Here is a 24,389-nt window from a genome sequence, read left to right on the forward strand (position 1 = left end):
GGGTGCTCAGCCCAGCACTCCGGCCAGCACCGCCGGGTCGACGTTGCCGCCCGTCACCACGGCGACGGTCCGCCCGGCCGGCAGGTCGTCGGCGTGGAACAGCCGGGCGGCGGCCGCCACGGCGCCGCTCGGCTCGACCACCAGCCGGGCCTCCCGGACGAGCCGGGCCATGGCCAGGGCGATCTCCTCCTCGGTCACCGTCACGATGCCGTCGAGCCGGTCCCGCAGGTGGGCGAGGGTCAGGTCGGACAGGTGGGTCCGTAGCCCGTCGGCGCTGGTCCGCTGGGTCCGCTCGACGTCCCAGAGCACCACCTCGCCGGCCGCGAGCGACTCGCGGGCGTCGGCGGCGAGCAGCGGCTCGACCCCGATCACGGCGGCGGACGGCCGCAGGGCCTTCACCGCCGTCGCGACCCCGGACGACAGCCCCCCGCCGCCCACGGGGACGAGCACCACGTCCACGTCCGGCAGGTCCTCGACGATCTCCAGACCGATGGTCCCCTGACCGGCGATCACGTGCCGGTCGTCGAAGGGCGGCACGAGCGTGCCGCCCGTCTCCGCCGCGATCCGCTCCGCCTCGGCGAGCCGGCGGGCCGGCGGGACGAGCACGACCTCCGCGCCCCGGGCCCGGATCCGGTCGACCTTGACCGTGGGCGCGCCCTCCGGCACGACCACCCGGCACGCCACGCCGGCGGACCGCGCCGCGTACGCCAGCGCCTGCCCGTGGTTGCCCGACGAGTGGGTGACCACGCCACGGGCGCGGACCGCCGGGTCGATCCGGGCCACGGCGTGGGTCGCCCCGCGCAGCTTGAACGACCCGACGGGTTGCAGGCTCTCCGGCTTCAGCCACAGGGCGTCGTCCCAGGATGCCGGCAGCAGCGGCGTCCGCACGACCGTGCCCGCGATGTCCGCGGCGGCGGCCCGGACGTCCTCGATCGAGATCAGCTCCATCGCACCATCCTGCCCCGGGTCACGCCGGCACGCCGCCCCTCATGATCGCGCTCGATCGCGGAACGAGTTCCCTCCCCGACAGGCGGAAGCCACTACTTCCCGGACCAGGCACGATCTTCCCGCCGCGAGCCCCGCCGCAGGCCACCTAGACTGCGCGGGTGACCGAGGAGCCTGCGGCGGGAGAACCGGACGGTACGCGGCGCCGTCCGCCGTTGCTGATCGTCGCGGTGCTGGTCGCCGCCCTGATCGTCTGCTGCTGCTCGGCGGTGGTCGGCCTGTTCATCGCCTGGTCCGCCGGCCTGTTCCACCCGCCGGCCTGACCGCGCCCGTTCCACCCGCAGCCTGGACGCGCCGGCCGGAACGGCCAGCCGCACGGCCGCCGCCGCTCCGCCCCGCCGCCCCTCAGGTCGCCCGCAGCTCCTCGACCGCGGTGCTCGACCGCAGGAAGAGCAGGCCGACGGCCACCGTGACGAGCACCGCCGCGAGGGCGCCGGCCCCGAGCAGCGCCAGGTGTTCCAGCGGTACGTCCGGCACCCGGTGCGTCGCGGGGACCTCCACGATCCGGCTGTACCGCTCCCGGGTGGCCGGGTCCGAGCAGAGCCGCTCGCCCGCGTCGCACACCAGCGAGGTGTAGGACCCGCTCGTGGCGTCACCGAACAGCCCCCGTGCGACGAGCGTGCCGACGGCCAGCGCCAGCAGGATGGCCGGGACGGCGGGGAGCACCGACTGCCAGGCGATCGACCGGGCCAGCGTGCCCCGGGGAACGCCCGTCGCCACCAGCGCCGCGTACGCCCGTCGCCGCGCCACGATGCCCTCCACGACGGCGACGAGCAGACCGGCGGCGGCGATCACCACGGCCACCGTGACCGCGAGGTCCACGAGCGTCATCGTGGCGAGGTAGAACGGGTTGTCGCCCGCCTCGACACCGACGCGGCGGCTCGCCTCACGCCGGAGTTCGTCCTGCGCCACGAAGTGGGCGCGGAGAGCCGCGGCGCCGGCCCCGAACGTCACCGCCGCCAGCAGGGCCGCGAAGGTGCGGCTGCCGGCCCAGGGGTCGGCCATCAGCCGGCTCGCGGCGAGCAGCGCGGCGGGCCGCCGGGCGTACCGGCGCAGCACCCGGCCCGTGGTGTACGAGAACCAGCCGGCGGCCGACACCACGCCGGCCAGCGCGGCCAGCCCGCCCCCGACGAGGAACACCGGCCCCAGTGCCGCGGAGGGGCCGTACGCGGACCACCGGGCCAGGAGCGGCCACCCGAGGACGAGGACGGCCGCGCCGACGACGATGAGGACCATCGCGCCGGGGCCCGGGCCGCGCTCCCGGGCCGCCCGGCGGGTCACGCCGAGCGGCGTGGTGATGACCCCGCGCAGCATGAGCGCCGTGGCCGCACCGGCGACGACCGGCAGCCCGAGCACCACGGCCGCCAGCGCCCCCACGGGCGGGAGCACGTCGGTGGGGAGGGCTAGGCGCCCGTGCTCGTCCGGGCGGTGCAACAGCTCCCGGGCGGCCAGGTACAGACCCAGACCGGTGAGCGTGCCGAGGAGGCTCGCGACGCCGGTCTCCAGCATGGCGAGCCAGGTGACCTGCCGCGGGGTGGCGCCGGCGAGCCGGAGCGCCGCGAGCCGGCGGTCCCGGGCGGGAGCGCCGAGCCGGGCGCACTGCCCGGCCAGCGCCAGCACCGGGACGGTGAGCAGTACCAGGGCGAAGGCGGTGCCGCCCCGCAGGCCCGGCTCCCGCAGGAGGGCCTGGGAGTAGTGCTCGGACCAGCGGACGGGATTGTCGGCGGTGGCCGGCGGCGTTGGGATGGCCAGCACGGTGAACGCGGCCAGTACGGCCAGTGCGGCGAGCACGGCACTCAACGCGGTGAGCAGCACGCGAGCGGTGTCGGTGCGGGTGCCGGCCAGGGCGAGCCGGACCAGCGCGCCCGGCGTCACCGGTGGCCGCCGGTCGACGGGACGCCGAGGCCGCTGTGGTCGACCGTTCCGTCCCGGAGGACCACCTCCCGGTCGGCGTAGGCCGCGATGCGCGGCTCGTGGGTGACCAGCACCACCGAGGTGCCCTTCTCGCGGGAGAGCCGGACCAGCGTGGTGAGCAACTGCTCTCCCGCGAGGGTGTCCAGCGCGCCGGTCGGCTCGTCCGCGAAGAGCACGCGCGGCCCGGTGACCAGCGCCCGGGCCGCCGCGCACCGCTGCTGCTGCCCGCCGGACATCTCACCCGGCCGGACGTCGGCCACCTCGCCCACGCCGAGCCGGTCCAGCCAGCTCGCCGCCACCGCCCGCGCCTCTCGCCGCCCCGTGCCGGCGAGAAGCAGCGGCAGCGCGACGTTCTCGGCCGCCGTGAGTTCGGCGACGAGCTGGCCGAACTGGAACAGCACCCCGAACTCGGTGCGACGCAGCCGCGAGCGCGCCGCCTCCGACCAGGTGTCGATCCGCTCGCCGCGCCAGGTCACCTCGCCCGAGTCGGGGCGCAGGATCCCGGCGAGGCAGTGCAGCAGCGTGGACTTGCCGCAGCCGCTCGGGCCGGTGACCGCGAGGATCTCGCCCTCGTCGAGGTCGAGCGTCACTCCGCGCAGGGCGGGCGTCCGCCCGTACGACCGGACCACGTCGCGGGCCTGGAGCTGGGTCATGGGTGCACCTCCCGGTGCCAGTCGGCGACCCGGTCGAGGGTGGTGGCCAGCCACCTCAGGTCGGCGTCGAGGTGAGCGATGGCGTAGTCGGCCGCCACGACGTCGTCGAGGGTGGCCGAGGGTGCGTGCTTCACGCCGGTCAGCTCCCGGAGCCGGGCGGTGTGCGCCTGGCGTTGGGCGACCAGACAGGACCGTGCCCGGTCCACGTCGGCGACGAGCAGCGCCACCACCACCTTGGCGAGGAGCGTGCTGGCCACGTACGGCAGGGGCGGCTCGACGTCGCTGAGCCAGCGGTCGAGCGCGGCCCGCCCCTCGTCGGTCAGCGCGTAGGTGGTGCGGTCGGGACCGCCGTCCCGCTCCTGCCCGGTGACCGCCACCATCCCGTCCCGTTCGAGGCGGCCGAGCGTGGCGTAGACCTGGCCGAAGGCCAGCGGACGCGCCTGCGGCAGCCGCGCGTCGTAGGCGCGCTTGAGCTCGTAGCCGTGCCTGCCGCCGCTGGCGAGCAGCCCGAGCAGGACGTGCGGAGTGGACACCTCGCTCACTATTCACCGGGTGAATAGTGGTGTCAACGGTCCTCCGGCTCCACCTGCCGGAGCCGGCGGGGGCCGTTCAGCCCCAGCGGGACCGTTCAGCCCCGCGGGGGGCCGGCGGCGACCAGGGCGGCCGCCTCGCCGGTACGGACCATGCGGTGCCAGCGCAGCCGGTTGCCGATCACGGCGGTGACCACCGACTGCACCACTACGAGGTACATGACCTGGCGGTAGACCACCTGCTGCAACGGCAGCGCCCAGAGCGGCCCGAGGCGTTCCCGGTCCAGCCGCAGCGCGTAGCCGGCGGTCACCGCCTGGAGCAGCAGCAGCCCCACCCAGGCCAGCACGAGCGACGACCAGGGCAGGAAGAGCAGGCCGTAGAGGGCGAAGACGTCGACCGCCGGCGCGGCCAGCGGCAGCAGGATCTGGAACACCGTGAGGTACGGCAGGCCGCGCCGGCCCAGCCTGCCGCCCGCCCCGGGCTCCCGCAGGGCGTGCCGGTGCTTCCACATCGCCTGCATCGTGCCGTAGCACCAGCGGTAGCGCTGCCGCCACAGCTGCCGCAGCGTGGACGGCGCCTCGGTCCAGGCGACGGCCGCCTCCTCGTACACGACCCGCCATCCGGCCCGCAGCACCGCCATGGTGAGGTCGGTGTCCTCCGCCAGGGTGTCACCGGGGACTCCGCTCACGGCGCGCAGCACCTCGCGGCGGAACGCGCCGATCGCGCCGGGGATCGTCGGCATGCACTCCAGGACGTCGTACATGCGCCGGTCGAGGTTGAAGCCGATCACGTACTCCAGGTGCTGCCAGCGGCCGAGCAGCCGCCGGCGGTTCGCCACCTTGGTGTTGCCGGAGATCGCGCCCACGGTCGGGTCGGCGAAGCCCTGCACCAGCCGGTACACGGTGTCCGGCTGGAACACCGTGTCCCCGTCCACCAGCACCAGCAGGTCGGCCCGGGCCGCCCGGATCCCCGTGTTCAGGGCCGCCGGCTTGCCGGCGTTCGCCTGCCGGATGACCCGCACCCCGCGCAGCCGCATCCGCTCGACGATGTCGGCCGTGCCGTCGCTCGACCCGTCGTCGACCACGATGACCTCGAGCGCCGGGTACGCGCTCGCCACCAGCGACCGGACGGTCGCGGCGATGTTGGCCGCCTCGTTGTACGCCGGCACGATCACCGAGACCGGCGCGCGGACCTCGGGCTGGTGCCCGGTACGCCGCCGCACCCGCCGGACGTGCCGCTGGGCGCACACCACCTGGATCGCCAGCCGGGCGACGCCGAGCACCAACGCGATCCCGAGCAGCAGGTTCATCCCGGCCGCGACCCAGCCCGCGCCGAGCTGGGTACCGCGCAGCGCGAGCCCGCTGAGCCGGGTGCCGGTGCCGGCCGGAACCGTCGACTCGGGCGCGCCGATCCCCGCCGACACGGTGGTGAACCGGTAGCCCTGCCGGGTCAGTTCGGGCAGCAGCCGCTCCAGCGCCGCCACCGTCTGGTCGCGGTTCCCGCCCCCGTCGTGCATCAGCACCACGGCGCCGCGGCCGCCGGCCGGGGTGGCGGCCCGCACGATCCGCGCGACTCCGGGGCGCTGCCAGTCCCGGGTGTCCCGGTCGGCGAGCACCGCGACGTGGCCGCTGCCGGCGGCGGCGCGCAGCACGTCGTACTCCGGCCCGTCGAGCGCCGACGGCAGGGACGAGAAGGGCGGCCGCAACAGCGTGGGCTCGCGCCCGGTCGCCCCGGCGACCGCCTTGCGGGTCAGGGACAGTTCCAGGTCCCGCCGCCAGCCCGGCACGGACGCGAGGTCCGCGTGCGTGAACGTGTGCGAGCCGATCTCGTGCCCCTCGGCGAGGATCCGCCGCACCAGGTCGGGATGTTCGTTGACCCGAGCGCCGACCACGAAGAACGTGGCGTGGGCGTGGTGCCGGCGCAGCACGTCGAGCACCCGCGGCGTCCAGCGCGGGTCCGGCCCGTCGTCGAACGTGAGCGCGATCGTCCGGTCCGGCATCGCCCGGGTCACCGGCTCGGGCCGGTCCAGCCGGATCACCGGCCCGCCGGCGACGACGCTCCCCGGCGTGCCCGCCACCGTTCCCGGCGTGGACCCGTCCCCCGCCCCGGCGACCGGCCCGGAGCCACCGCCGAGACCGGTCACGAGGCCGTGCACGGTGAGTGTGGCGAGCAGCAGGGCCAGGCCGAGCAGGAGGAGGAACCAGTGCGCCCGCGGATCCCGGCGGGCGCGGTGTCGCGGGGTCGTCACGTCGGCTTGCCCGGCGACCTGCTCGGCCTCGGCGTCGGACGCCGCTCGTCGCCCTGCCCCGGGTGGTCCGAGCGGGCGGGCCGCGCGGAGCGGGTGAGCGCCGGGACCGGCGACCGGTCCGCGGTCGACGGCGGCGTCGTGGTGGGCGTCCCGGTGCGGGCGTCCGGGGACGGGACGGTGGAGGGGGAGTGACCGAACCCGTCCCGACCGTCGACGCCCGCCTCGACGGGCTGCGCCGGCCGGGAGTCCGGCCAGCCGGGCACCGGCACGGGGGCCTCGAAGAGGAGGCCGGCAAGGATCAGCGCGATGCTGGTGAGCAGGCCGAGACCCATGACGGTGCCACCGATCACCGCCAGTCGGCGTCGGCGACCGGTGCGGTCGACGAACACCGGCGGTACGGCGCTCGGCTGGTCGTGCATCTGTATCGCTCCAAGGCTGCTGCCGTCGAGGCCCGTCCGGACCTCGGTGGGACCCGACCGTCCGGGCCTCCACGGCTCACAGCGCTGCCCGCGCGGGGGGCGTTACAGCGGTGACGGAGCGCGGGGTGGCGGGCTCACCCCGTCACCGGGGCATCAGACGGCCGTACCCGCCGAACCGGCCCAGGCCGGGTCGCGGCCGGTGAGAGCGAGCAGGCGGTCGAGGTCGGGCATGCCGTCGGCGGCCGGCACCGGGTCGGCGAACACGCCCATCTTCCGGCCGGTAGGGGCGAGGTTCTCGGTGAGGTCGTGCAGCACGGGAACGGCCTCGGGGGCCGCCGCGTACGGCTGCCCCGTGGCGACGGCGAGGTCCCACGCGTGGACGGTGAGGTCCAGCAGCACCATGCCGCCCACCGTGGTCTGCGGCATGCCCATCCCCGGTGACATGCCCTCCAGGCTGGCCGGGTCGGACCAGGCGGTGATCAGCTTGCCGGTCTCCACCTCGAACCGGTCGCGCCAGCCGTCGGTGAGGAAGTCCGGCTTCTCCGCCCACTCCACCGGCCGCTTCGCGGCCAGGTCCTGGAAGTTGACCACCACCTCGTAGAGGTGGTTGAGCAGATCCCGTACGGAGTAGTCGCGGCACGGCGTCGGCAGGTGCAGCTGGTCGTCGGCGATGCCCCGCACCACCGCGACCGTCCGTGGCGCCGCCGCCGCCAGCAGATCGCTAGTCTGGGTTGCCATAGGCCCAGCTTATGAGGGTGGTCTTGAAGAAATGCGACAGCGGCCGCGGGGCGACAGCCGGGGCATCCTGGCACCTGGCCGGCTGCTGCGACAGGTCCGCTTCCGCCGCCACCTGCCCGCGCCCGCGCTGCGCCCGTGGGTCGAGCACTACTGGTTCGTCGACTGGGACCTCGCCGAGCCGTTCGCGCAGCAGGTCGTACCCCATCCGGCCGTCAACGTGGTCTTCCGCCGCGACGGCGACGGCCCGGAGACGGCCGAGGTGGCCGGCGTCGGGCGGGAACTCTTCTCGATCACGCTGGTCGGCAGCGGGCGGGTCAGCGGTGTGCAGTTCCGCCCGGGCGGCTTCCGCCCGTTCTGGCCCGGGCCGGTCGCCGAGCTGACCGGCCTGCGCCGGTCGTTCGCCGACCTCGCCGGGCGCTGGCCGCCGGCGCGCGACCACACCGGCGGCGCCTGCGACGGTACGGACGCCGAGCGCTGCCACGTCCTGGACACCCTGCTCACCGGCTGGGCGCCCGCGTCGGACCCGGTGACCGACGAGGTGATCCGGCTGGTGGAGGAGATCCGCACGGACCGCACGGTGCTGCGGGTGGACGCCTTCGCCCGCCGCCACGGGCTGTCCACCCGGCGGTTGCAGCGCCTCTTCCTGGACCGGGTTGGCGTCGGTCCCAAGTGGGTGATCCGTCGCTACCGGATCCAGGAGGCCATCGAGCAGGCCGCCGACGGGCCGCCACCGGACTGGGCGCGGCTCGCCGCCGACCTCGGCTACAGCGACCAGGCGCACCTGATCCGCGAGTTCACCGCCGTCACGGGGACGTCGCCCGCCGCGTACGCCCGCTCCGTCGGCTGACGCCGCCAGGCTGTCGCGGGCCCGCGCCGGCGCCGCGCGGGCAGGGCGGCGCTGGCCCGGCTACCTGCGCCGCAGGGCCACCACCGCCACGTCGTCGTTGATCTCGTTCGGGGCGAGTTCGACGAGCAGCCGCTCGCAGAAGCGGTCCAGGTCGTCGTCGACCTGCGTCGCGGCGCCCGCCAACGCGGACAGCCCCTCGTCGATGGTGGCGTCCCGCCGCTCGATGAGGCCGTCGGTGTAGAGGACCAGCGTCGCGCCGACCGGCAGCACGAACTCCAGATCCTCCGGCCGACGGGCCCGGACGCCGAGCAGCGGCGCCGAGTGCTCGACGAACTCGACCTTGCCGTCGACACTGAGCACCGGCGGCAGGTGACCGGCGCTCGCCAGCCGGACCCGGCCGGTGGACGGCTCCAGGAGCAGCACGCAGAGCGTCGCCGACTCGTTCGGCAGCAGCGTCCGCATCAGCTCGTTGACCCGGTGCACGATCGTCCCCGGCTGGTGCCCCTCGACGGCGTACGCGCGGACGGCGTGGCGCAGCTCGGCCATCACCGTCGCCGCGTGCAGCGAGTGCCCCGCCACGTCCCCGACGGCCAGCAGCAGGTGCCCGTCCAGCATCACCAGTTCGTAGAAGTCGCCACCCACCTCGGTCCGGGCGCTGGCCGGCTCGTAGCGCACGGCGAGGTCCAGGCCGTTGACCTCGGGGATCCGGCGCGGCAGCAGGCTGCGCTGGAGGGTGACGGCGATCCGGTGCTCCTCGTCGAAGGAGCGCTGCGCCTCCACGGCGGCCGTCACGTTCTGCGCCAACTGCACGAGCACCGGCGTCCGGGCGGTCTGCGTGCTGGTGGGCACCACGACGTAGAGCGGAGGGCGGTCGTCGCGCAGGCGGGCCGCGGCCACCGTGAGCGTGTCGCCGGCCGGCCAGTCCAGCAGCGCCCATTCGGCCGGGTCGGTGACCCGGACCGTCGCGCCGATCGGCACGTCCCTGTCGTCGACGGTCCACGGCACGATGACGGTGCCGGCGTCGGTGCCGGTGGCGACGGCGGCGAGGCAGTCTCCGTCGGACGATTCCGCCACCACCACCGCCGGGCTCTTGAAGATCCGCGCCGCGCCGGCCGCCGCCGCTTCGAGCAGCCGGGTGAACGTCGATGCGGTGTGCACCGCCACCGTGGTGTCGGCGAGCGCGAGGAGCCGTTCGACGAGGAACTCCGCCCGCTGCCGCGCCTGGTAGTAGCGGAGCACCGCGTGCGCGGTGGCCACCAGTTCGTCCGGCTCGATCGGCTCGGTCAGGTAGGCGTCCGCGCCCCGGGTCAACCCCTGGGCCCGGTCCACCACGTCCACCGCGTGCGCCGACACGTGGATCACCGGCACGGCCGGGTAGGCGTCCTTGATCCGCTCGCAGACGTCGAAGCCGCTCACGTCGGGCAGCCGGACGTCGAGCACCACGAGGTCGACGTCCCCGCTCTCGACCCGGGCCAGGGCCTCCGCGCCGTTCTCCGCCTCGATCACCCCGAACCCGGCCCGGGTGAGCCAGTTGACGAGCAGGTACCGCTTGGCGCTGTTGTCGTCGACCACCAGCACGGTCGGGTGGGTGGCCACCTCAGGCTCCGCTCGCCGGTAGAGCGACGGTGAACGTGCTGCCCCGCCCCGGCTCGCTGTCGAGGTGCAGGGTGCCGCCGAGCAGGGTGACCAGGCGCCGCGCGTACGGCAGGCCGAGGCCGGTGCCGTACGCCCGGGTGGTGCCGGGCACCTGGTAGAACTCCTCGAAGATCCGATCGTGGAGGTCGGGGGCGATGCCGGGGCCCGTGTCGGTGACGGTGAGTTCCCAGCCCTCGTCCCGCCGGCTCGCCCGGAGCCGGACCTCCCCCCGCTCGGTGAACTTCAACCCGTTGTGCAGCAGGTTGCGCAGCACCTGGGCGAGCAGCACCTCGTCGGTACGCAGGACGGCGGGGCTCGGCGGCTCCTCCACGACCAGTTCCACCTCGGGTCGGGTGGCGAGGGCGCGAAGGGTGCCGCGCAGCTGCCCGAACACCGGCCGGAGGTCCACGTCCGCCCAGGTCGGCTCGATCCGTCCCGACTCCGCCTTGGCGAGGTCGAGCAGTTCGTTGACCAGGTTCAGCAGGTCGGCGGCCGAGGAGCGGATCAACCCCACCTGCCGGGCCTGCTCCTCGGTGAGCGGGTCGGAGGCGGAGTCGGCGAGCAGCCGGCCGAGCCCGATGATCGCCGTGACGGGCGCCCGCAGCTCGTGGCTGACGTTGGCCAGGAACCGGCTCTTGGACTCGCTCGCCGCCCGGAGCTGGGCCGACTTCTCGTCCAGCTCGGCGTAGAGCGCCACCACGCCGCGGTTCGTCTCGTCCAGCTCCTCGGAGAGCTGGTTGTAGAGCGCCATCACACCGCGGTTGGTCTCCTCCAGCTCGGTGTTGAGCACCGCCAGTTCGTCCCGCTGGCTGCGTACCTCGTCGAGCGCCGCGATCAGCTGCTGGTTCTGCGCCGTCAACTCGTCCAGGGCGCTGCCCGGCACGCTGCGGCCGAGCTCCGTACGAAGCTCGGCGAGCCGTTCCGGGGTCAGCGCCTGAGCGGTGACCGGCACGCGTCGGGACATCCTCACGACGGTATCCCGGCCGAGCCCGACGACGCCCAGGCTGTCCACGAGACGCGCCACCGCTCCGGACTGCGGCACGTACCGGCCGTCGGGCAGCGGGCCGACCGGGACGAGGTCCACGCGCAGGTGCCACCGGCCGTCGGGGCGTGGCTCGGCGTAGAAGATCACATCGGCGCCGCCGACGGCGCGCAGCAGGTCCCGGGCCACCTCGCTGAGCGCGGTCGCCATCCGGACCTGGTCCTGGTGCTCCAGTCCCACGGCCGCGGCGACCTCGCGGCCCCGCTGCCGGACCACGAAGATGTCCTGCTCGACCCGCAGCACCATCTGGAGCAGCGGCGGGCGGTCGGACCCCGACGTCACTCCCCGGCCCTCGCCACCAGCACGCAGGCGTCGTCGCGGCGGGTGCCGGCGTCCCGCAGCACGGTCGCCGCCACGACGAGCGGGGAGCGCGCGGCGAGCCCCGGGTAGTCGTCGAGCTGCCACCGGTCCACCACACCGTCACTGTGCATGACGAGCAGGTCCTGCGGTTCGAGGCCGTACTCGTACTCGCGTACGGTCGGGCGCTGGTGCCCGGCGATGCCGGGCAGCGAGACCAGCCCGCGGCGCCGGCCGCCCGCCACCACCTGCGCCGTGATGTTGCCCAGGCCGGCGTAGCGCAGCACGCCGGCCGGCGGGTCCAGCTCCGCCACGCCCACGGCGGCGCCGCGGGTGTGCGACATCGCCCGGTGCAGGTGCTCGACCACCACGGCCGGCGACGCGGCCGGCGCGGCGTGGAAGGCGGCGATCGCCGCGTCGCTGGCCGCGGAGGCCAGCGGGCCGTGTCCCAGGCCGTCGCAGACCAGCACCTGGCGGCGCCCGTCGGCCACCCGGACGGCGTACCCGTCACCGCTGACCGCCTCGCCGCTGAGCGGCCGGGTCAGCGCGCCCACCCACGGTGTGCCGTTCGCGTCCGACGGCCAGACCTGGACGGCCAGGACGGTGCCCCGGCCGGGCAGCGAGTAGCCGTCGAACCAGCTGGCCTGGCGCGCGATCGCGCCGAGGCCGATACCGAGGGTGCCGGCCGTGGAGTGCCCGTCCCGGGAGGAGAGACCGAGGTCCGCCATGCCCGGCCCGGCGTCGATGGCGACGAGCTCCACGCCGGCCTCACGCTCGCCGCGGACCGGGCGCAGCAGCAGGACGCCGTCCTCGGCGTGCTTGGCCAGGTTGCTGCTCAGCTCGGCGGCCACGATGGCCAGGTCCGCGGTGCGCGCGTCGCCCAGCTCCAGTTGCTGGCCGAGCCGCTCGGCGGCCCGCCGTACGACGCTGCCCGTGCTCCCGGCCTCCAGCCGGAACCAGATTCCGCGGTCGGTGACCGCGTCCTCCCTCATCGGGCCCACTTGACGACGGTCACGCGGGTGCCACGGTCGGCTCCGGTGTCGATGGCGAACTCGTCGACGAGCCGTCGTGCGCCGCTGAGCCCGAGGCCGAGGCCGCTGCCGGTGGTGTAGCCGTCGGTGAACGCCAGTTCGAGGTCGGCGATCCCCGGACCGGAGTCGGCGAAGACGATCCGCACCCCGCGGCGCAGCCCGTTGTCCACGGTCGCCACCTCGACGCTGCCGCCACCGCCGTAGACGAGGGTGTTGCGGGCCAGCTCGCTGGCCGCCGTGACCACCTTGGTCTGGTCGACCAGCGACAGCTTCGCGGCCACCGCCGCCGTACGCACCAGCTGCCGGACACGCACCACGTCCTCATCGCTCCGGATCGCCTGCACCTGCGGCTGACCCAGGTCGATGCCCGCGGTCACGGCGACGCCGTCGTCTCGACGTCCGTGTCGCCCGCGTCGTCGACCCCGTCGGAGTGCCCGAGGTCGTCCGCACGCGCGGCCGCGATCAGCTCCATGCCCCGCTCGACGTTCAGGGCCGTCCGGATGCCGTTGAGCGACAGGCCCAGCTCGACCAGGGTGATGGCCACCGCGGGGCGCATCCCGACCACGACGGTCTCGGCGTCGAGCACCTTCGAGATCGACGCGATGGTGGAGAGCATCCGCCCGACGAAGGAGTCGACGATGTCCAGCGCCGTGATGTCGATGATCACGCCGTGGCTGCCGGTCGCCACGATCCGCTCGGCCAGGTCCTCCTGGAGTTGCAGGGCGGTCTGGTCGGACATGTCGACCTGGATGGAGACCAGCAGGATGTCGCCGATCTTGAGGATCGGCACCCGCTCCATCAGGACTCCCGGCGCGGCCGGCGCGCGGTCTCGACGCCGGTGAGGCGCAGGACGTGCCGGAGGGCGTCGGCGAGGCTGGCCTTGGTGGCGATGTCGCCGAACTCGATGCCGAGCGCCACGATCGTCTGCGCGATCTGCGGCCGGATGCCGGAGATGATGCAGTCGGCGCCCATGAGCCGGGCCGCCACGACGGTCTTCAGGATGTGCTGGGCCACCTGGGTGTCGACGGCCGGGACACCGGTGATGTCGATGATCGCGTACGGCGAGCTGGTGTCGACCAGCGTCTGCAACAGCCGTTCCATGACCACCTGGGCCCGCGCCGAATCGAGCGTGCCGACGAGCGGCACGGCCACGACGCCCTCCCAGAGCTTGACCACCGGGGTGGAGAGTTCGAGCAGCTGCTCGGCCTGGTCGGCGATCAGGCTCTCCCTGGTCCGGACGTAGCTCTCGAAGGTGAACAGGCCCATCTGGTCGATCAGGCCGGAGAACGCGACGTAGTCGCGCAGGGTCCCCTCGCCGCCGCGGGCCTCGAGCACCTCCAGCAGCACGTCCTTCAGCGCGAAGACGCTGATGGCCGTCTCGGTGGCCGAGAAGCCCTGCCGGGCCCGGTCCCGCGACAACTCGCCGAGGACCGCGCGCAGCTCGGCGGCGTGCTCGGCGTCGAGGTCCAGGGGTCCCTGCTCCCCCACCGTGAGCAGGGCCCGGTGCAGCTCCTCGATCTGGCGCCGCAGTTCGGCCTGACTGAGGCGGCCCCGCAGCGACCCCGCCACGGCCTCGGTCCAACGCTGCGTGACCTTCTCAGCGCCGTCCGTCAGCACGGCCGCGAACCGGCCGCTCTCCTCGGCGTTCAACGCCATGACGAACCCCCCTCGATCAGGACCGGCCGGACTCTATCACCGCAGCCCACGAACTAGTTGCTGGAGGGCAACGGAATGACGGCGGCCACGCGACGGGTGCTCCCGTTCTGCGTACGACCCGATTCGTGGGATACCGTTCCACCGATAACAGGAGGTCTGGCGAATGTCCTTGACGGTGCACACGGAACAGCGCGGCGACGTGGTCGTCGTGTCGGTCGCGGGCGAGCTGGACATGGCGACCGCACCCCAGCTGCAGGACCAGATCACCGACCTGCTCGACAAGGGCCGCAACCGCCTGGTCTTCGACCTCGCGGAGGTCTCCTTCTGCGACTCGACCGGGCTGTCGGTGTTCGTACGGGCCAAGAACAGCTGCGACGAGGCGGGCGGTGTGGTCCGGCTGGCCGCGCCGCAACGCGGGGTGCTGCGCATCCTCGAGGTCAGCGGCCTCGTCGAGGTGCTCCAGACGTACCCGACGGTCGAGCAGGCCGTCGCGGGCGACCCGACGCCGGCCTCCTCCTGACCGTCCGCTCTCACGCCTCGTCCTCGATGTGCCGGGGACGGGCGATCACCATGCCCGCGCCGGTCTGCACGGCGAGCGCGACCAGCAGCAGGCCGATGGGCGCGGTCCACCCACCGGTCCGCTCGTAGAGCACGCCCACCAGCAGCGGACCCAGCGCCGCGATGAGGTAGCCGGTGCTCTGCGCGAACGCGGAGAGCGCCACCGTCCCGTCCGCGGTCCGGGCGCGCAGCCCGATGGCGGTCAGGATCAGCGGGAACGCCCCCTGGCCGAGCGCCAGCAGGCCCACCCAGAGCAGCGCGGCGTCGTGCGGCGCCACCGCCAGCCCGACGTACGACACGGTCGACGCCGCCGTGAGCCCGAACACCAGCGGGTGCAGCGTCCGCAGGCGGCCGGCCACGGTCGGCATCAGCAGCGCGATGGGCACGCCGAGCGCGGTCACCCCGGCCAGCAGCAGCCCGGCCTGCTCCGGCTGGAAACCCGCGTCCCGGAAGAGCTGGGCCAGCCAGCCCATGATCGCGTACCCGCTGAGCGACTGCGCGCCGAAGTAGACCGCCATCGCCCAGCCGAGCCGGGTCCGGGCCGGCCGGATCCGGGACACGGCCGTCGCGGTCGTCCGCCGCGGGACCGACCGGGCGCGCAGCGCCAGCGGCACCCACGGGAGTACGGCCAGCGCCGCCAGCCCGGCCCAGACGCCCAGGCCGGCGCGCCAGGAACCGAACGCGTGCGCGATCGGCACCGCGGAGGCCGCGGCCACCGTCGTGCCCGCGGTCAACGTCATGGTGTACGCCCCGGTGACGAGCCCGGTGCGGTGCGGGAAGTGCTGCTTGACCAGCATCGGCAGCAGGATGTTGGCGACCGCGATGCCGGCGAGCGCCAGCGCGCTGGTGAGCAGGAAGACCAGCGCCGAGTCGGTGACCGCTCGGAGCACCTGGCCGACGACGAGGGCCGCCATCCCGACCACCAGCACCCGGGCCGGCGCCACCCGGCGGACCAACCACGGGGTGAGCGCCCCGAGACCGGCGAACGCGATGGTCGGCAGGGTCGTGGCGATGCCCGCCATCGTGCCGGTGAGGCCCAGCCCGTCGCGCACCTCGTCGAGCAGGGCCCCGAGGCTCGTCACGGCGGCGCGCAGGTTGACGGCGACGAGCAGCATGCCGGCGAGCACCAGCGCGCCACCGGTCGCGGGGTGCGCCCTGCGTCCCGTGCCCGACGCCACCGCGCCCGGCACGGGGGGCGCCTCGGCGGCGACGGAGGAGCCGGCGGACGCGGGTGGGGGCGGCGGTGTCATGCTGTTGAACCTACAATCATGGGATGAATTTCGAGCCGGTGATGTAACCAGTGCCACCCTCGGTCGATTCCCCGTCGGTGCCGCCGCGCGGCCACCGCGTACGCCAGACGATCGCCCAGCTCCGGGAGCGGATCCTCGCCGGCGAGTGGCCGGTGGGCGGGCGCATCCCGACCGAGCCGCAACTGGTGGCGGCGCTGGGGGTCGGACGGAACACGGTCCGCGAGGCGGTCCGGGCGCTCCAGCACGCGGGCGTCCTGGAGTGCCGGCAGGGCTCCGGGACGTACGTGGTGTCGACCGACGAGCTGGCCCCCGTGGTGGCCCGCCGGGTCGGCGACCACCGGACGGCCGAGGTGATCGAGGTACGCCGGGCCTTCGAGGTGGAGGCGGCCCGCCTCGCGGCGCTGCGGCGTACGCCCGAGGACCTGGCGGCCCTCGACGGCGCGCTCGCCGCCCGCGAGGCGGCCTGGCACGGCGGCCGGGTCGACGAGTTCGTGGAGGCCGACGCCGCCCTGCACACGGCGGTGGTGGCCGCCGCGCACAACGCCATGCTGGCCGAGCTGTACGCCTCGGTCGGCACCGCGCTGCGCAGCAGCCTCACCCAGGCGATGAGTGAGTCGCTGACGCCGGAGCGCTACGTGGACCACTCACGGCTGGTGGCGGCCATCCGTGCCGGCGACCCGGAGTGGGCGGCCCGCGAGGCCGGGTCTTTTCTGGAGCCGACGCCCAGGGCATAGGTTGTCCCGGATCGAGAAACCGGACAGCACGGGAGTGCGGATGCTCAAGGGCTTCAAAGACTTCATCATGCGCGGGAACGTCATCGACCTGGCGGTCGGTGTCGTCATCGGCGCCGCGTTCACGGGCGTGGTCACCCAGCTCACCAAGTCGTTCCTCGACCCGCTGATCCGGGTCATCGTGCTGGTCGTCACCGGCAGTGACAAGGGCCTCTCCGGCACCGCCCCGAAGTTCCGGGGCATCGAGTTCGACTGGATCGCCTTCGTCAACGCCGTGATCACCTTTCTGCTCACCGCGGCGGCGCTGTACTTCCTCGTGGTCTTCCCGATGAACAAGCTCGCCGAGCGGCGGCGCCGGGGCGAGGAGCGCCGCCCTCCGCCCCGAGCGAGGAAATCAAGCTGCTCACCGAGATCCGGGACGCGCTCGTGGCGGCGGGTCACCGCACGCCGGCGCAGCAGCGCGGCGCCCTCGACGACGTGCTCGGCCGGAACGAACCGCCCACCGGGCGCTGAATCCGGGCACCGGCACACCGGCCCCTGTGGGAATCCCGCAGGGGCCGCACATTCTCGTACGTGTGTTCGATAGAGTCCGCGCATGGAGCAGCGGAAGCACTGGTGGAACGGGAAATGGGGGCGGCTGGCGCGGCGGGACGTCTTCCTCCGTGTCGACGGCGACCGGTGGCACGTCGAGCAGCGGGCCGGCGGCGCGGAGGGGGTCTCCCGTTTCTACGAGTACGACAGTGCCGACGAGGCCGAGGAGACGGTCCGAGCGTTGCTCGAAGGGCCGGACACCTGGCGGGAGCTGTCGCCCCGCCCGCCGAGCGGCTGGGGACCGCCCAGCGTTTAGCGGCGCACCGCCCCGGGAACCGCGACGGAATGAGGCAGCAGGGCGACCAGCAGACCATCTCCCGGATCACCACGGGCATGCCGGTGATCGACGCCGACGGCATCGAGGTCGGCACGGTGGATCTCGTCCAGCGGGGCGACCCGAACGCGGTGACCGTGCAGGCCCCGAGCGCCGACCCGGGCAGCAGCCTGGACGAGCTGATCGAGTCGACGGCCGTCGAGGAGCCGTACGTACCGGCCGACCTGGCGGCCCGCCTCCTGCACGGCGGCTACCTGAAGGTCACCACCGAACTCGCCGCCACCGGAGCGGTCTACGTGCCGGCCGACTGGGTCGCCGCCGTGGACGACGGCCGGGTCCGGTTGGAGGTACCGGTCGGCGACCTCCCCGCCGAGGAGTGAGTACCGGCTTCCTCCGCCCGTCCGTTTCCGGGGTCGGCCCCCGCGTCGACAGCGGGGGCCGACAGTGTCGTCAGGGGGCTGTCGAGCTGCCCCGGATATGGGGCACGGCGGGCGGCCACCCGCAGCGGGGCGGTTGAACAGCACGCGGCAGCGCAGGCAGAGCACCATCCCTTTCCAGCACGCCCAGATATGGGGCACGGCGGGCGACCGCCCACAGCGGGGCGGTTGAACAGCACGCGGCAGCGCAGGGAGAGCACCATCTCTTATCCAGCAGCGGCAGCGCAGGGAGAGCACCATCTCTTATCCAGCACGCCCCAGATATGGAGCAGCTCGCCCTTATCCAGCACGCCCCAGATATGGGGCAGCTCGACAGCGGCCCGGCAGGGCGGTGCCACGACCTGACCACTTCGGCGCCCGTCCACCCGTCCGTGCCTGCCACGCCCCTCGCGGCACGACGAGCGCGACCGGCCAGACCAGGCATGGACGGCGGTCACCGCGATCCGACCCCGTCACAGGGCCGCGGGCAGCCGGCGGGTCAGCTCGGGATCAGTAGCGGGTCGACACCGGCGGCCGCGCGGACGGCCCGGCGTCCGGCTCCGACCCCGCGGCCCGCTCCGACCCCACGGACCGCTCCGGGGCCAACTCCGACTCCGCGGCCCGCTCCGGGGCCGGCTCGGAGGCCGGTTCCGGCGCGGGGCGGCGGCGGAAGAGCAGCAGCATCAGGCAGCCGGCGACCAGCCCCCAGAAGGCGCCGCCCACGCCGAGCAGGGTCACGCCGGAGGCGGTGACCACGAAGGTCACCACGGCGGCCTCGCGCCCGTCCGGCTCGCTCACGGCCGAGGTCAGCGCCGTGGCCAGCGCGCCGATCAGCGCGAGCCCGGCGACCGCCTCGATCAGCACCGGCGGCGCGACCGCCACCAGCGCGGTGGCCACCCCGGCGCCCAGCCCGAGCAGGGCGAGCCCGGCCCCGGCGGTCACCGAGGCGATCCACCGGCGGTCCGGGTCCGGGTGGGCGTCCGGCCCGGCCGCCAGGGCCGCGGTGATCGCGGCGAGGTTCACGGCGTGTCCGCCGGCCGGGGCGGCCAGCAGCCCGGCCACACCGGTGGCCCGCAGGGCGGCGGTGAACGGCGGCCGGTAGCCGTAGCCGACCAGCACCGCCATCCCGGGCACGTTCTGGGCCGCCATCGTGACGAGGAACAGCGGCAGGGCGAGTCCGATGAGGACCGGGACGTTCCAGGCCGGCGGGGTGAACTCGAACACCGGACGCAGCCCGACCCCGTCGAGGCCGGCGCCGGTCGAGGTCGACGCGATCGCCGCGACGGCCACCACGAGCGCGCCCGGCACGGCCCAGGGACGGGCGAACCGGTGCAGCACCAGCCAGGCCACGACGACCGGGCCGGCCAGCCAGGGCACCTCGACCAGGGCGCGTACCGGTGCGGTGCAGAGAGGCAGCAGCACCCCGGCGAGCATCGCGCCGGCCACCGGCTTCGGGATGGCCGCCACCGCCCGGCCGAGCGGCGGCACCAGCCCCGCCGCCACGATCAGCAGACCGGAGACGAGGAACGCGCCGACGGCCGCCGGCCAGTCTCCGGGCACCGGACCGGTCGCCACCAGCAGCGCCGCGCCCGGGGTCGACCAGGCGACGCTCATCGGCAGCCGGTACCGCAGACCGAGCCAGGCGGCGGCGAGCCCGGACGCCACGCAGAGCGCCAGCAGCCCCGAGGCGGCCTGCCCGGCGTCCGCCCCGGCGGCCCGCAGACCGGCGAGCACGACGGTGAACGAGCTGGCGAAGCCGACCAGCGCGGTCACCACGCCGGCCAGCACCGGTTGGATGCGTCCCACTCGCCCACCCTTCCCCCGCGTTCCGTTTACGGAACGATCGCGTGTAGCACCATAGCGGCATGCCCCAGCCGTCACCAGGCCGCCGTGCCCTCGACGCCGACCCGGCCGTGATCGGCGCGCGGGTCCGCAGCCTCCGCGAGGAGCGGGGGATCTCGCTCTCCGCCCTGGCGCGGCTCGCCGGTGTCGGCAAGGCGACCCTCTCCGGCCTGGAGAACGGCACCCGCAACCCCACCCTGGAGACGCTCTACGCCGTGACGGCGCAGCTGGGCGTACCGCTGACGGCGGTGCTCGCCGAGCCGGCCACGACGCCGACCGTGCACGGCGCGGCGGTCCACGCCACCCTGCTCGAGGTGTTCACCGACGCCGACGCGACGTACGAGCTGTACCGGATGCGGGTCGCCCCCGGCGCCGGGCAGCTCTCCCCCGCCCACCAGCCCGGCGTCACCGAGCACGTCACGGTCTTCGCCGGGGTGCTGCGCGCCGGCCCGGCGGACGCGCCGTCGACCGCCGCGGCGGGCGGATACCTGCGGTTCACCTCGGACGTGCCGCACAGCTACGCGGCCGTGGGCGACGAGGAGGTCGACGCGAGCCTGCTGCTGCGCTACCCGCGCCGCTGACCGGCCGCGCCGCTGACCGGCCCGGCGGCGGCGTGCCTCGCCCGGCGCTGACCGGCCCGACCGGGCCACCGGCAGCGGCTCAGCCGTCGACGGGCGCCGTCACCGGGAGCCGGTGCCGGACGGCCCAGAGGGCGACCTCCGTCCGGGACGCCGCCCCCGTCTTGCGCAGCAGGTTCGACACGTGCACGGTGACCGTCCGCACCGAGATGCCGAGCGCCTTCGCGACCTGCTTGTTCGACATCCCGGCCACGAGACAGCCCAGCACCTCGATCTCCCGGCCGGTCAGTTCCGCGCCGTCCGGCCCGGACGGGTCCGCGGCGCGCGGGGATGTCCGGCGACCCGCCGGGCGGGGCACCACCGCCGTGCGGGGCACCACCGCCGGCCGGAGCGGAGCCGGCCGGAGCAGCGCCTCCAGCGGCTGGCCGGCGTGCGCGGCGAGCAGCTCGGTCAGCGCGAACGGGTTGCCCCCGGTACGCCGCCAGAGGCTGGTGACCAGGCGACCGGACGGGCGTGTGCCCGCGTACACCTGGGTCAGCACCTCGGCGACCTCGCCGGGGCGCAGCGGCCCGAGGTGCTGGCGCACGACGCCGCGTACGCCGCAGAGCCGGGACAGGGCGCGGAGCGCGAGGTCCGGTGTCACCGCCTCCTCGGCGGGCCGGGTGGCCACCACCAGCAGGGCCGGCAGGTCCGGGGCGGTGGCCAGTTCCCCGATCAGGTTGAGGCTCGCCGGGTCGAGCGCGCGTGCAGGTCCTCCACGACGACCACGGCCGGTCCGTCGCCGACCAGCAGGCGGACGGTCCGGACGGCGAGGCGCAGCAGCGCGCCCGGTGCGTACCGTTCGCGGGGTGCCTCCGGGTGCTGGGCCAACCAGGCCAGCGCGTCGGACGGCAGGTCGAGGCGGCTCGTGTCGCGCCCGCTGAGGACGGCCGCCAGCCAGTCGTAGGGGGCCGGGCTGTGCACGCGCGCGGCGCCGGAGAGCACCACGGCCGGGCGTGGGGTGAACACGTCCAGGGCGGCGGAGACCAGGAGACTCTTGCCGACCCCTGCCCCGCCGCTGACCACCGCGACGGCCGGCGTCCGTCCCCGGCCGGCGACCACGGCCGACCACGCCCGGTCGAGCTCGGCCAGCTCACCGGCGCGCCCGACCATGGACACCGGCATCATTCCCCAACCCTACGCAGTAGTGCGTAGAGACGCGGGTGGGGTGTTCTTGGCAAGCTAGGCGCATGACGCTGATCCTCCGCTCGGCCATCCTCAACGACATCGGTCTGATCCGGACCAACAACGAGGACTCCGCCCTCGCCGGTGAGCGGCTGGTTGCCGTCGCCGACGGCATGGGAGGGCTGCCCGCGGGGGAGGTGGCGAGCGAGATCGTCATCCGGATCCTGGACGAGCTGACCCCACCGACCGATCCGGAGGCCGCCGCGGAGGCGCTGCGCGCCGTGGTGAGCACCGCCAACCAGCGCATCCACGCCGCCATCACCGTCGACCCGGCCCGCGAGGGCATGGGTACGACGCTGACCGCCGCCCTGCTCGCCGGCGACACGCTCGTGCTGGCCCAGGTCGGTGACTCGCGGTGCTACCTGCTGCGCGACACCAAGCTGACGCAGCTCACCCGGGACGACACGTTCGTGCAGGCGCTGGTCGACCAGGGTGCGCTCTCCCCCGAGCAGGCGCGGCAGCACCCGCAGCGCTCCCTCGTGACGCGGGCGGTGCAGGGGGCCGACAGCCCGCCCGCCATCGGCACGCTCACCGTCCGGGCCGGCGACCGGCTGCTGCTGTGCAGCGACGGGCTCTCCGACTACGTCGACGACGAGGCGATCGCCGTGACCCTCGGCGCGTACGGCGACCGGCAGCTCTGCGGGGAGCAGCTCGTGAAGCTCGCCCACCAGGCCGGCGCGCCGGACAACGTGACCGTGGTGGTCTCCGACGTCACCGTGGTGGCGTGACCGTGGTCATCCGTCGCGTCAGTTCCGAGGAACGCCTCACCACCAGTTTCGTGCTCGGCGCGTACGCCTTCGAGGCGTCGCCGCGCAGCCTGCGCCGGGCCGAGGAGTTCCGGCGCTACCTGCCCTACAACGAGGGCAACCGGACGCTCATCGTCGAGGAGGACGGCGAGACGCTGGCCGCCGCGTCGGCCATCCCGATGCGGCAGAACCTGCGGGGCGCCGTGCTCCCGATGGCGGGCGTCGCCGGGGTGGCCACCCACCCGCTCGCCCGCCGCCGGGGGCACGTCCGGGCGCTGATCCACCAGCTCCTCGACGAGATGCGCGACGAGGGGCACGCCCTCACGGCGCTCTATCCGTTCCGGCCCAGCTTCTACGAGCGGTTCGGCTACGTCGGGCTGCCGAAGCCGCGTACGGCCACCTTCTCGCCGGCCGACCTGCACCCGCTGCTCCGCGCCGACCTGCCCGGCGAGGTGGGTTGGGAGCGGATCGGCGCCGGCTACCCGGTGTGGCGCGCGTTCACCGAGCGCTGCCTCCGGGAGCGGCACGGGTTCGCCGTCTTCCCCGACTATCGCGACGTGGACGTGCGCGACCGCGACGAACACTGGCTGCTCACCGCCCGGCTCGACGGCGCGGTGATCGGCGCGGTGACATACCGGATCGACAACCACGGCGGCGAGCTGGCCGCCGACGACCTGCTCGCCACCGACCCGCACGCCCGGGCGCTGCTGTTGCAGTTCTTCGCCCGGCACGTCGACCAGGTGGAGCGCGTCAGCGTCCGCATACCCGCCGACGAGCTGCCCGAACTGTGGCTCACCGACCTCGCCGTGCACGTCGAGGCGCGGATATCCCGGCCGGACTCGTCGGCGCCGATGGCCCGGCTCCTCACGATGGACGCGCTGGCCGGGCTGCCCGCCGGGCCGGGCCGCGTACGGGTCGAGCTGACCGGGGACCGCTGGCTGGCGGGGACGCACCTGCTCGACGGCACGACGGGAGCCCTGGAGCTGCGCGACGGGACGGCCGCCGCCTCGACGGCGCCGACCGCCACGCTCACGGCCGCCGGGCTCTCCGCCCTCGCGTACGGGGTGCTCGACCCGGTGGAGGTGCAGCTACGCGGGTACGGGGAGGTGCCGGCCGACGCCGCCGCCGAGCTGCGCCGCATCTTCCCGCGCCAGCTGCCGTACCTCTTCGCCGACTTCTGACGCCGGCGACCCTTCGTCGGTTTGCCCCCACATGAGGGACGGGTAGGTCGGGAACGTGCCGGAGTGGTTGCAGGCGGGGGGCTGGGGGCTGCTGGCCGGATCGGCGCTGCTGCTCGGGGCGGTGACCGGCTGGTACGTCCGGGTGCCGCAGTGGGTGAACGCCTCGATCATGGCGTTCGGCGCCGGCGTGCTGCTCTCCGCCGCGGCGTTCGAGCTGATCGGCAAGGCGCACGAGCGGGGTGGGACGTTCCCGACCGCGATCGGAGCGGCGGGCGGCGCCGTCGCCTACACGCTGGCCAACGTGGCGCTGGCCCGGCACGGCGCCCGGCACCGCAAACGCTCGGGCCGGCAGCCCACCGAGAGGGACCGGCCCGGTTCCGGGTCCGCGATCGCCGTGGGCGCCGTGCTCGACGGCGTGCCCGAATCGGTGGTCATCGGCGCGAGCCTGCTCACCGGCAACACGGTCAGTCTCGTCACGGTGGCCGCGGTGTTCCTCAGCAACGTGCCGGAGGGCCTGTCCAGCGCGGCCGGGATGCGACGGGCCGGCCGCAGCCGGCGTTTCGTGTTCCTGCTCTGGACGGGGATCGCGCTGCTCGGGGGCGTGGCGGCGCTGGCCGGACGGGTCCTGCTCGGCGGCGCGTCACCCGCGCTGCTGGCCGCGATCACCGCGCTCGCCGCCGGGGCGATCCTCGCGATGGTCACCGACGCGATGGTCCCCGAGGCGTTCGAGAACGCGCACCTGCTCGTCGGCCTCATCACGGTGGCCGGGTTCCTGGCCGCGTACGCCCTCTCGATCGCCTGAGGGCCCGCGGCGCGTGGGCGCCGCCACCCAGCCGGTGCCGGTCGCCGCTGTTCGGCCTGTCCCTGCCGGGCGACCCCGGCGGCGCGGCGAGCCGCCCGCCCGCCGGGCATCGATCCGGTCGCGATCGGCTTAGCAGCGGGTTAAGCCGGCCCGGCATGACCCCTCCGGCGGCCCGACCGC

General features: G+C 74.7%; 27 protein-coding genes and 1 pseudogene. 11 read left to right on the forward strand and 17 right to left on the reverse strand.

The window, feature by feature from the left end:
- Positions 1 to 6 precede the first annotated feature (6 nt).
- The gene (locus D7I43_RS09390; RefSeq protein ID WP_120328024.1) at positions 7 to 948 is read right to left on the reverse strand and encodes a threonine ammonia-lyase; all 942 of its coding nucleotides are present in this window, start codon (positions 946 to 948) and stop codon (positions 7 to 9) included.
- A 158-nt stretch (positions 949 to 1,106) separates the two neighbouring features.
- Here D7I43_RS09390 and D7I43_RS32730 point away from each other — a divergent pair, with 158 nt between their 5' ends.
- A complete protein-coding gene (locus tag D7I43_RS32730; protein WP_158610087.1) occupies positions 1,107 to 1,268 on the forward strand; it encodes a hypothetical protein in 162 nt (53 codons plus the stop codon).
- An 82-nt stretch (positions 1,269 to 1,350) separates the two neighbouring features.
- On the opposite strand, the gene D7I43_RS09395 is transcribed toward D7I43_RS32730, so the two are convergent.
- The 6 genes from D7I43_RS09395 to D7I43_RS09420 all read right to left on the reverse strand — a co-directional run bounded on the left by D7I43_RS09395 (position 1,351) and on the right by D7I43_RS09420 (position 7,508).
- The gene (locus D7I43_RS09395) at positions 1,351 to 2,880 is read right to left on the reverse strand and encodes an FtsX-like permease family protein (protein WP_120328025.1); all 1,530 of its coding nucleotides are present in this window, start codon (positions 2,878 to 2,880) and stop codon (positions 1,351 to 1,353) included.
- Positions 2,877 to 3,572, reverse strand: a complete 696-nt coding sequence (locus D7I43_RS09400; protein ID WP_120328026.1) for an ABC transporter ATP-binding protein — start codon at positions 3,570 to 3,572, stop codon at positions 2,877 to 2,879. Before D7I43_RS09400 ends, D7I43_RS09395 begins: the two co-directional genes overlap by 4 nt.
- The gene (locus D7I43_RS09405) at positions 3,569 to 4,105 is read right to left on the reverse strand and encodes a PadR family transcriptional regulator (protein WP_120328085.1); all 537 of its coding nucleotides are present in this window, start codon (positions 4,103 to 4,105) and stop codon (positions 3,569 to 3,571) included. The genes D7I43_RS09400 and D7I43_RS09405 overlap by 4 nt, the downstream gene beginning before the upstream one ends.
- Before the next feature lie 95 nt (positions 4,106 to 4,200).
- Positions 4,201 to 6,351, reverse strand: coding sequence for a bifunctional polysaccharide deacetylase/glycosyltransferase family 2 protein (locus D7I43_RS09410; protein ID WP_240032870.1), 2,151 nt, complete (start codon positions 6,349 to 6,351; stop codon positions 4,201 to 4,203).
- Positions 6,348 to 6,770 (reverse strand): hypothetical protein, encoded by a 423-nt coding sequence (locus tag D7I43_RS09415; protein WP_120328027.1) that lies wholly within the window; start codon positions 6,768 to 6,770, stop codon positions 6,348 to 6,350. The genes D7I43_RS09410 and D7I43_RS09415 overlap by 4 nt, the downstream gene beginning before the upstream one ends.
- Before the next feature lie 153 nt (positions 6,771 to 6,923).
- Entirely contained in the window at positions 6,924 to 7,508 is a 585-nt protein-coding gene (locus tag D7I43_RS09420) for a TIGR03086 family metal-binding protein (RefSeq protein ID WP_120328028.1), read from the reverse strand.
- A gap of 31 nt (positions 7,509 to 7,539) precedes the next feature.
- Between D7I43_RS09420 and D7I43_RS09425 the strand changes: the two genes are divergently transcribed.
- Positions 7,540 to 8,355, forward strand: a complete 816-nt coding sequence (locus D7I43_RS09425; protein WP_120328029.1) for a helix-turn-helix domain-containing protein — start codon at positions 7,540 to 7,542, stop codon at positions 8,353 to 8,355.
- Positions 8,356 to 8,415: 60 nt separating this feature from the next.
- Here D7I43_RS09425 and D7I43_RS09430 read toward each other — a convergent pair whose 3' ends face one another.
- Genes D7I43_RS09430 through D7I43_RS09455 form a run of 6 tightly spaced genes read right to left on the reverse strand, consistent with a single transcriptional unit; the run spans position 8,416 to position 14,016 of the window.
- Positions 8,416 to 9,951, reverse strand: a complete 1,536-nt coding sequence (locus D7I43_RS09430; RefSeq protein WP_120328030.1) for a SpoIIE family protein phosphatase — start codon at positions 9,949 to 9,951, stop codon at positions 8,416 to 8,418.
- A 1-nt stretch (position 9,952) separates the two neighbouring features.
- Complete coding sequence (locus tag D7I43_RS09435) at positions 9,953 to 11,278, reverse strand: sensor histidine kinase (protein ID WP_120328087.1); 1,326 nt, start codon at positions 11,276 to 11,278, stop codon at positions 9,953 to 9,955.
- 32 nt (positions 11,279 to 11,310) lie between these two features.
- Positions 11,311 to 12,321: a SpoIIE family protein phosphatase gene (locus D7I43_RS09440; RefSeq protein WP_120328088.1), complete on the reverse strand. Its 1,011-nt coding sequence runs from the start codon at positions 12,319 to 12,321 to the stop codon at positions 11,311 to 11,313.
- A complete protein-coding gene (locus D7I43_RS09445) occupies positions 12,318 to 12,737 on the reverse strand; it encodes an ATP-binding protein (protein WP_120328031.1) in 420 nt (139 codons plus the stop codon). The genes D7I43_RS09440 and D7I43_RS09445 overlap by 4 nt, the downstream gene beginning before the upstream one ends.
- Positions 12,734 to 13,159, reverse strand: a complete 426-nt coding sequence (locus D7I43_RS09450; protein ID WP_120328032.1) for an STAS domain-containing protein — start codon at positions 13,157 to 13,159, stop codon at positions 12,734 to 12,736. Before D7I43_RS09450 ends, D7I43_RS09445 begins: the two co-directional genes overlap by 4 nt.
- Positions 13,159 to 14,016: an STAS domain-containing protein gene (locus D7I43_RS09455; RefSeq protein WP_120328033.1), complete on the reverse strand. Its 858-nt coding sequence runs from the start codon at positions 14,014 to 14,016 to the stop codon at positions 13,159 to 13,161. Before D7I43_RS09455 ends, D7I43_RS09450 begins: the two co-directional genes overlap by 1 nt.
- 163 nt (positions 14,017 to 14,179) lie before the next feature.
- On the opposite strand from D7I43_RS09455, the gene D7I43_RS09460 reads away from it, so the two are divergent.
- The gene (locus D7I43_RS09460; protein WP_120328034.1) at positions 14,180 to 14,536 is read left to right on the forward strand and encodes an STAS domain-containing protein; all 357 of its coding nucleotides are present in this window, start codon (positions 14,180 to 14,182) and stop codon (positions 14,534 to 14,536) included.
- 10 nt (positions 14,537 to 14,546) lie between these two features.
- Here D7I43_RS09460 and D7I43_RS09465 read toward each other — a convergent pair whose 3' ends face one another.
- Complete coding sequence (locus D7I43_RS09465; RefSeq protein WP_120328035.1) at positions 14,547 to 15,824, reverse strand: CynX/NimT family MFS transporter; 1,278 nt, start codon at positions 15,822 to 15,824, stop codon at positions 14,547 to 14,549.
- Positions 15,825 to 15,874: 50 nt separating this feature from the next.
- Between D7I43_RS09465 and D7I43_RS09470 the strand changes: the two genes are divergently transcribed.
- The 4 genes and pseudogenes from D7I43_RS09470 (at position 15,875) to D7I43_RS09485 (ending at position 17,800) form a co-directional block, all read left to right on the forward strand.
- Positions 15,875 to 16,558 (forward strand): FadR/GntR family transcriptional regulator, encoded by a 684-nt coding sequence (locus tag D7I43_RS09470; protein WP_120328036.1) that lies wholly within the window; start codon positions 15,875 to 15,877, stop codon positions 16,556 to 16,558.
- A 40-nt stretch (positions 16,559 to 16,598) separates the two neighbouring features.
- Positions 16,599 to 17,068 (forward strand): annotated as a pseudogene (gene mscL, locus D7I43_RS09475) (large conductance mechanosensitive channel protein MscL).
- A gap of 82 nt (positions 17,069 to 17,150) precedes the next feature.
- Positions 17,151 to 17,402 carry a hypothetical protein gene (locus D7I43_RS09480; RefSeq protein ID WP_120328037.1) on the forward strand — a complete coding sequence of 84 codons (252 nt, stop codon included), beginning with the start codon at positions 17,151 to 17,153 and terminating at the stop codon, positions 17,400 to 17,402.
- A gap of 29 nt (positions 17,403 to 17,431) precedes the next feature.
- Entirely contained in the window at positions 17,432 to 17,800 is a 369-nt protein-coding gene (locus D7I43_RS09485; RefSeq protein ID WP_120328038.1) for a hypothetical protein, read from the forward strand.
- Between the two features lie 546 nt (positions 17,801 to 18,346).
- Here the strand turns inward: D7I43_RS09485 and D7I43_RS09490 are convergent.
- Positions 18,347 to 19,642 carry a benzoate/H(+) symporter BenE family transporter gene (locus D7I43_RS09490; RefSeq protein WP_120328039.1) on the reverse strand — a complete coding sequence of 432 codons (1,296 nt, stop codon included), beginning with the start codon at positions 19,640 to 19,642 and terminating at the stop codon, positions 18,347 to 18,349.
- Between the two features lie 59 nt (positions 19,643 to 19,701).
- On the opposite strand from D7I43_RS09490, the gene D7I43_RS09495 reads away from it, so the two are divergent.
- Positions 19,702 to 20,259: a helix-turn-helix domain-containing protein gene (locus tag D7I43_RS09495; RefSeq protein ID WP_120328040.1), complete on the forward strand. Its 558-nt coding sequence runs from the start codon at positions 19,702 to 19,704 to the stop codon at positions 20,257 to 20,259.
- Positions 20,260 to 20,338: 79 nt separating this feature from the next.
- On the opposite strand, the gene D7I43_RS33550 is transcribed toward D7I43_RS09495, so the two are convergent.
- Positions 20,339 to 20,926: a helix-turn-helix transcriptional regulator gene (locus tag D7I43_RS33550; protein WP_240032871.1), complete on the reverse strand. Its 588-nt coding sequence runs from the start codon at positions 20,924 to 20,926 to the stop codon at positions 20,339 to 20,341.
- A 44-nt stretch (positions 20,927 to 20,970) separates the two neighbouring features.
- Positions 20,971 to 21,423 carry an ATP-binding protein gene (locus D7I43_RS33555; RefSeq protein WP_240032872.1) on the reverse strand — a complete coding sequence of 151 codons (453 nt, stop codon included), beginning with the start codon at positions 21,421 to 21,423 and terminating at the stop codon, positions 20,971 to 20,973.
- 62 nt (positions 21,424 to 21,485) lie between these two features.
- On the opposite strand from D7I43_RS33555, the gene D7I43_RS09505 reads away from it, so the two are divergent.
- From D7I43_RS09505 to D7I43_RS09515, 3 genes are read left to right on the forward strand one after another with little or no spacing between them, the layout of a single operon-like run.
- Complete coding sequence (locus D7I43_RS09505; protein WP_120328041.1) at positions 21,486 to 22,208, forward strand: PP2C family protein-serine/threonine phosphatase; 723 nt, start codon at positions 21,486 to 21,488, stop codon at positions 22,206 to 22,208.
- Positions 22,209 to 22,210: 2 nt separating this feature from the next.
- Positions 22,211 to 23,407 (forward strand): GNAT family N-acetyltransferase, encoded by a 1,197-nt coding sequence (locus tag D7I43_RS09510; RefSeq protein ID WP_120328089.1) that lies wholly within the window; start codon positions 22,211 to 22,213, stop codon positions 23,405 to 23,407.
- 55 nt (positions 23,408 to 23,462) lie between these two features.
- A complete protein-coding gene (locus D7I43_RS09515; protein WP_120328042.1) occupies positions 23,463 to 24,209 on the forward strand; it encodes a ZIP family metal transporter in 747 nt (248 codons plus the stop codon).
- The last annotated feature ends 180 nt before the right edge of the window (positions 24,210 to 24,389 follow it).

Origin of the sequence: Micromonospora globbae (assembly GCF_003610785.1) — a bacterium.
Classification (GTDB): domain Bacteria; phylum Actinomycetota; class Actinomycetes; order Mycobacteriales; family Micromonosporaceae; genus Micromonospora; species Micromonospora globbae.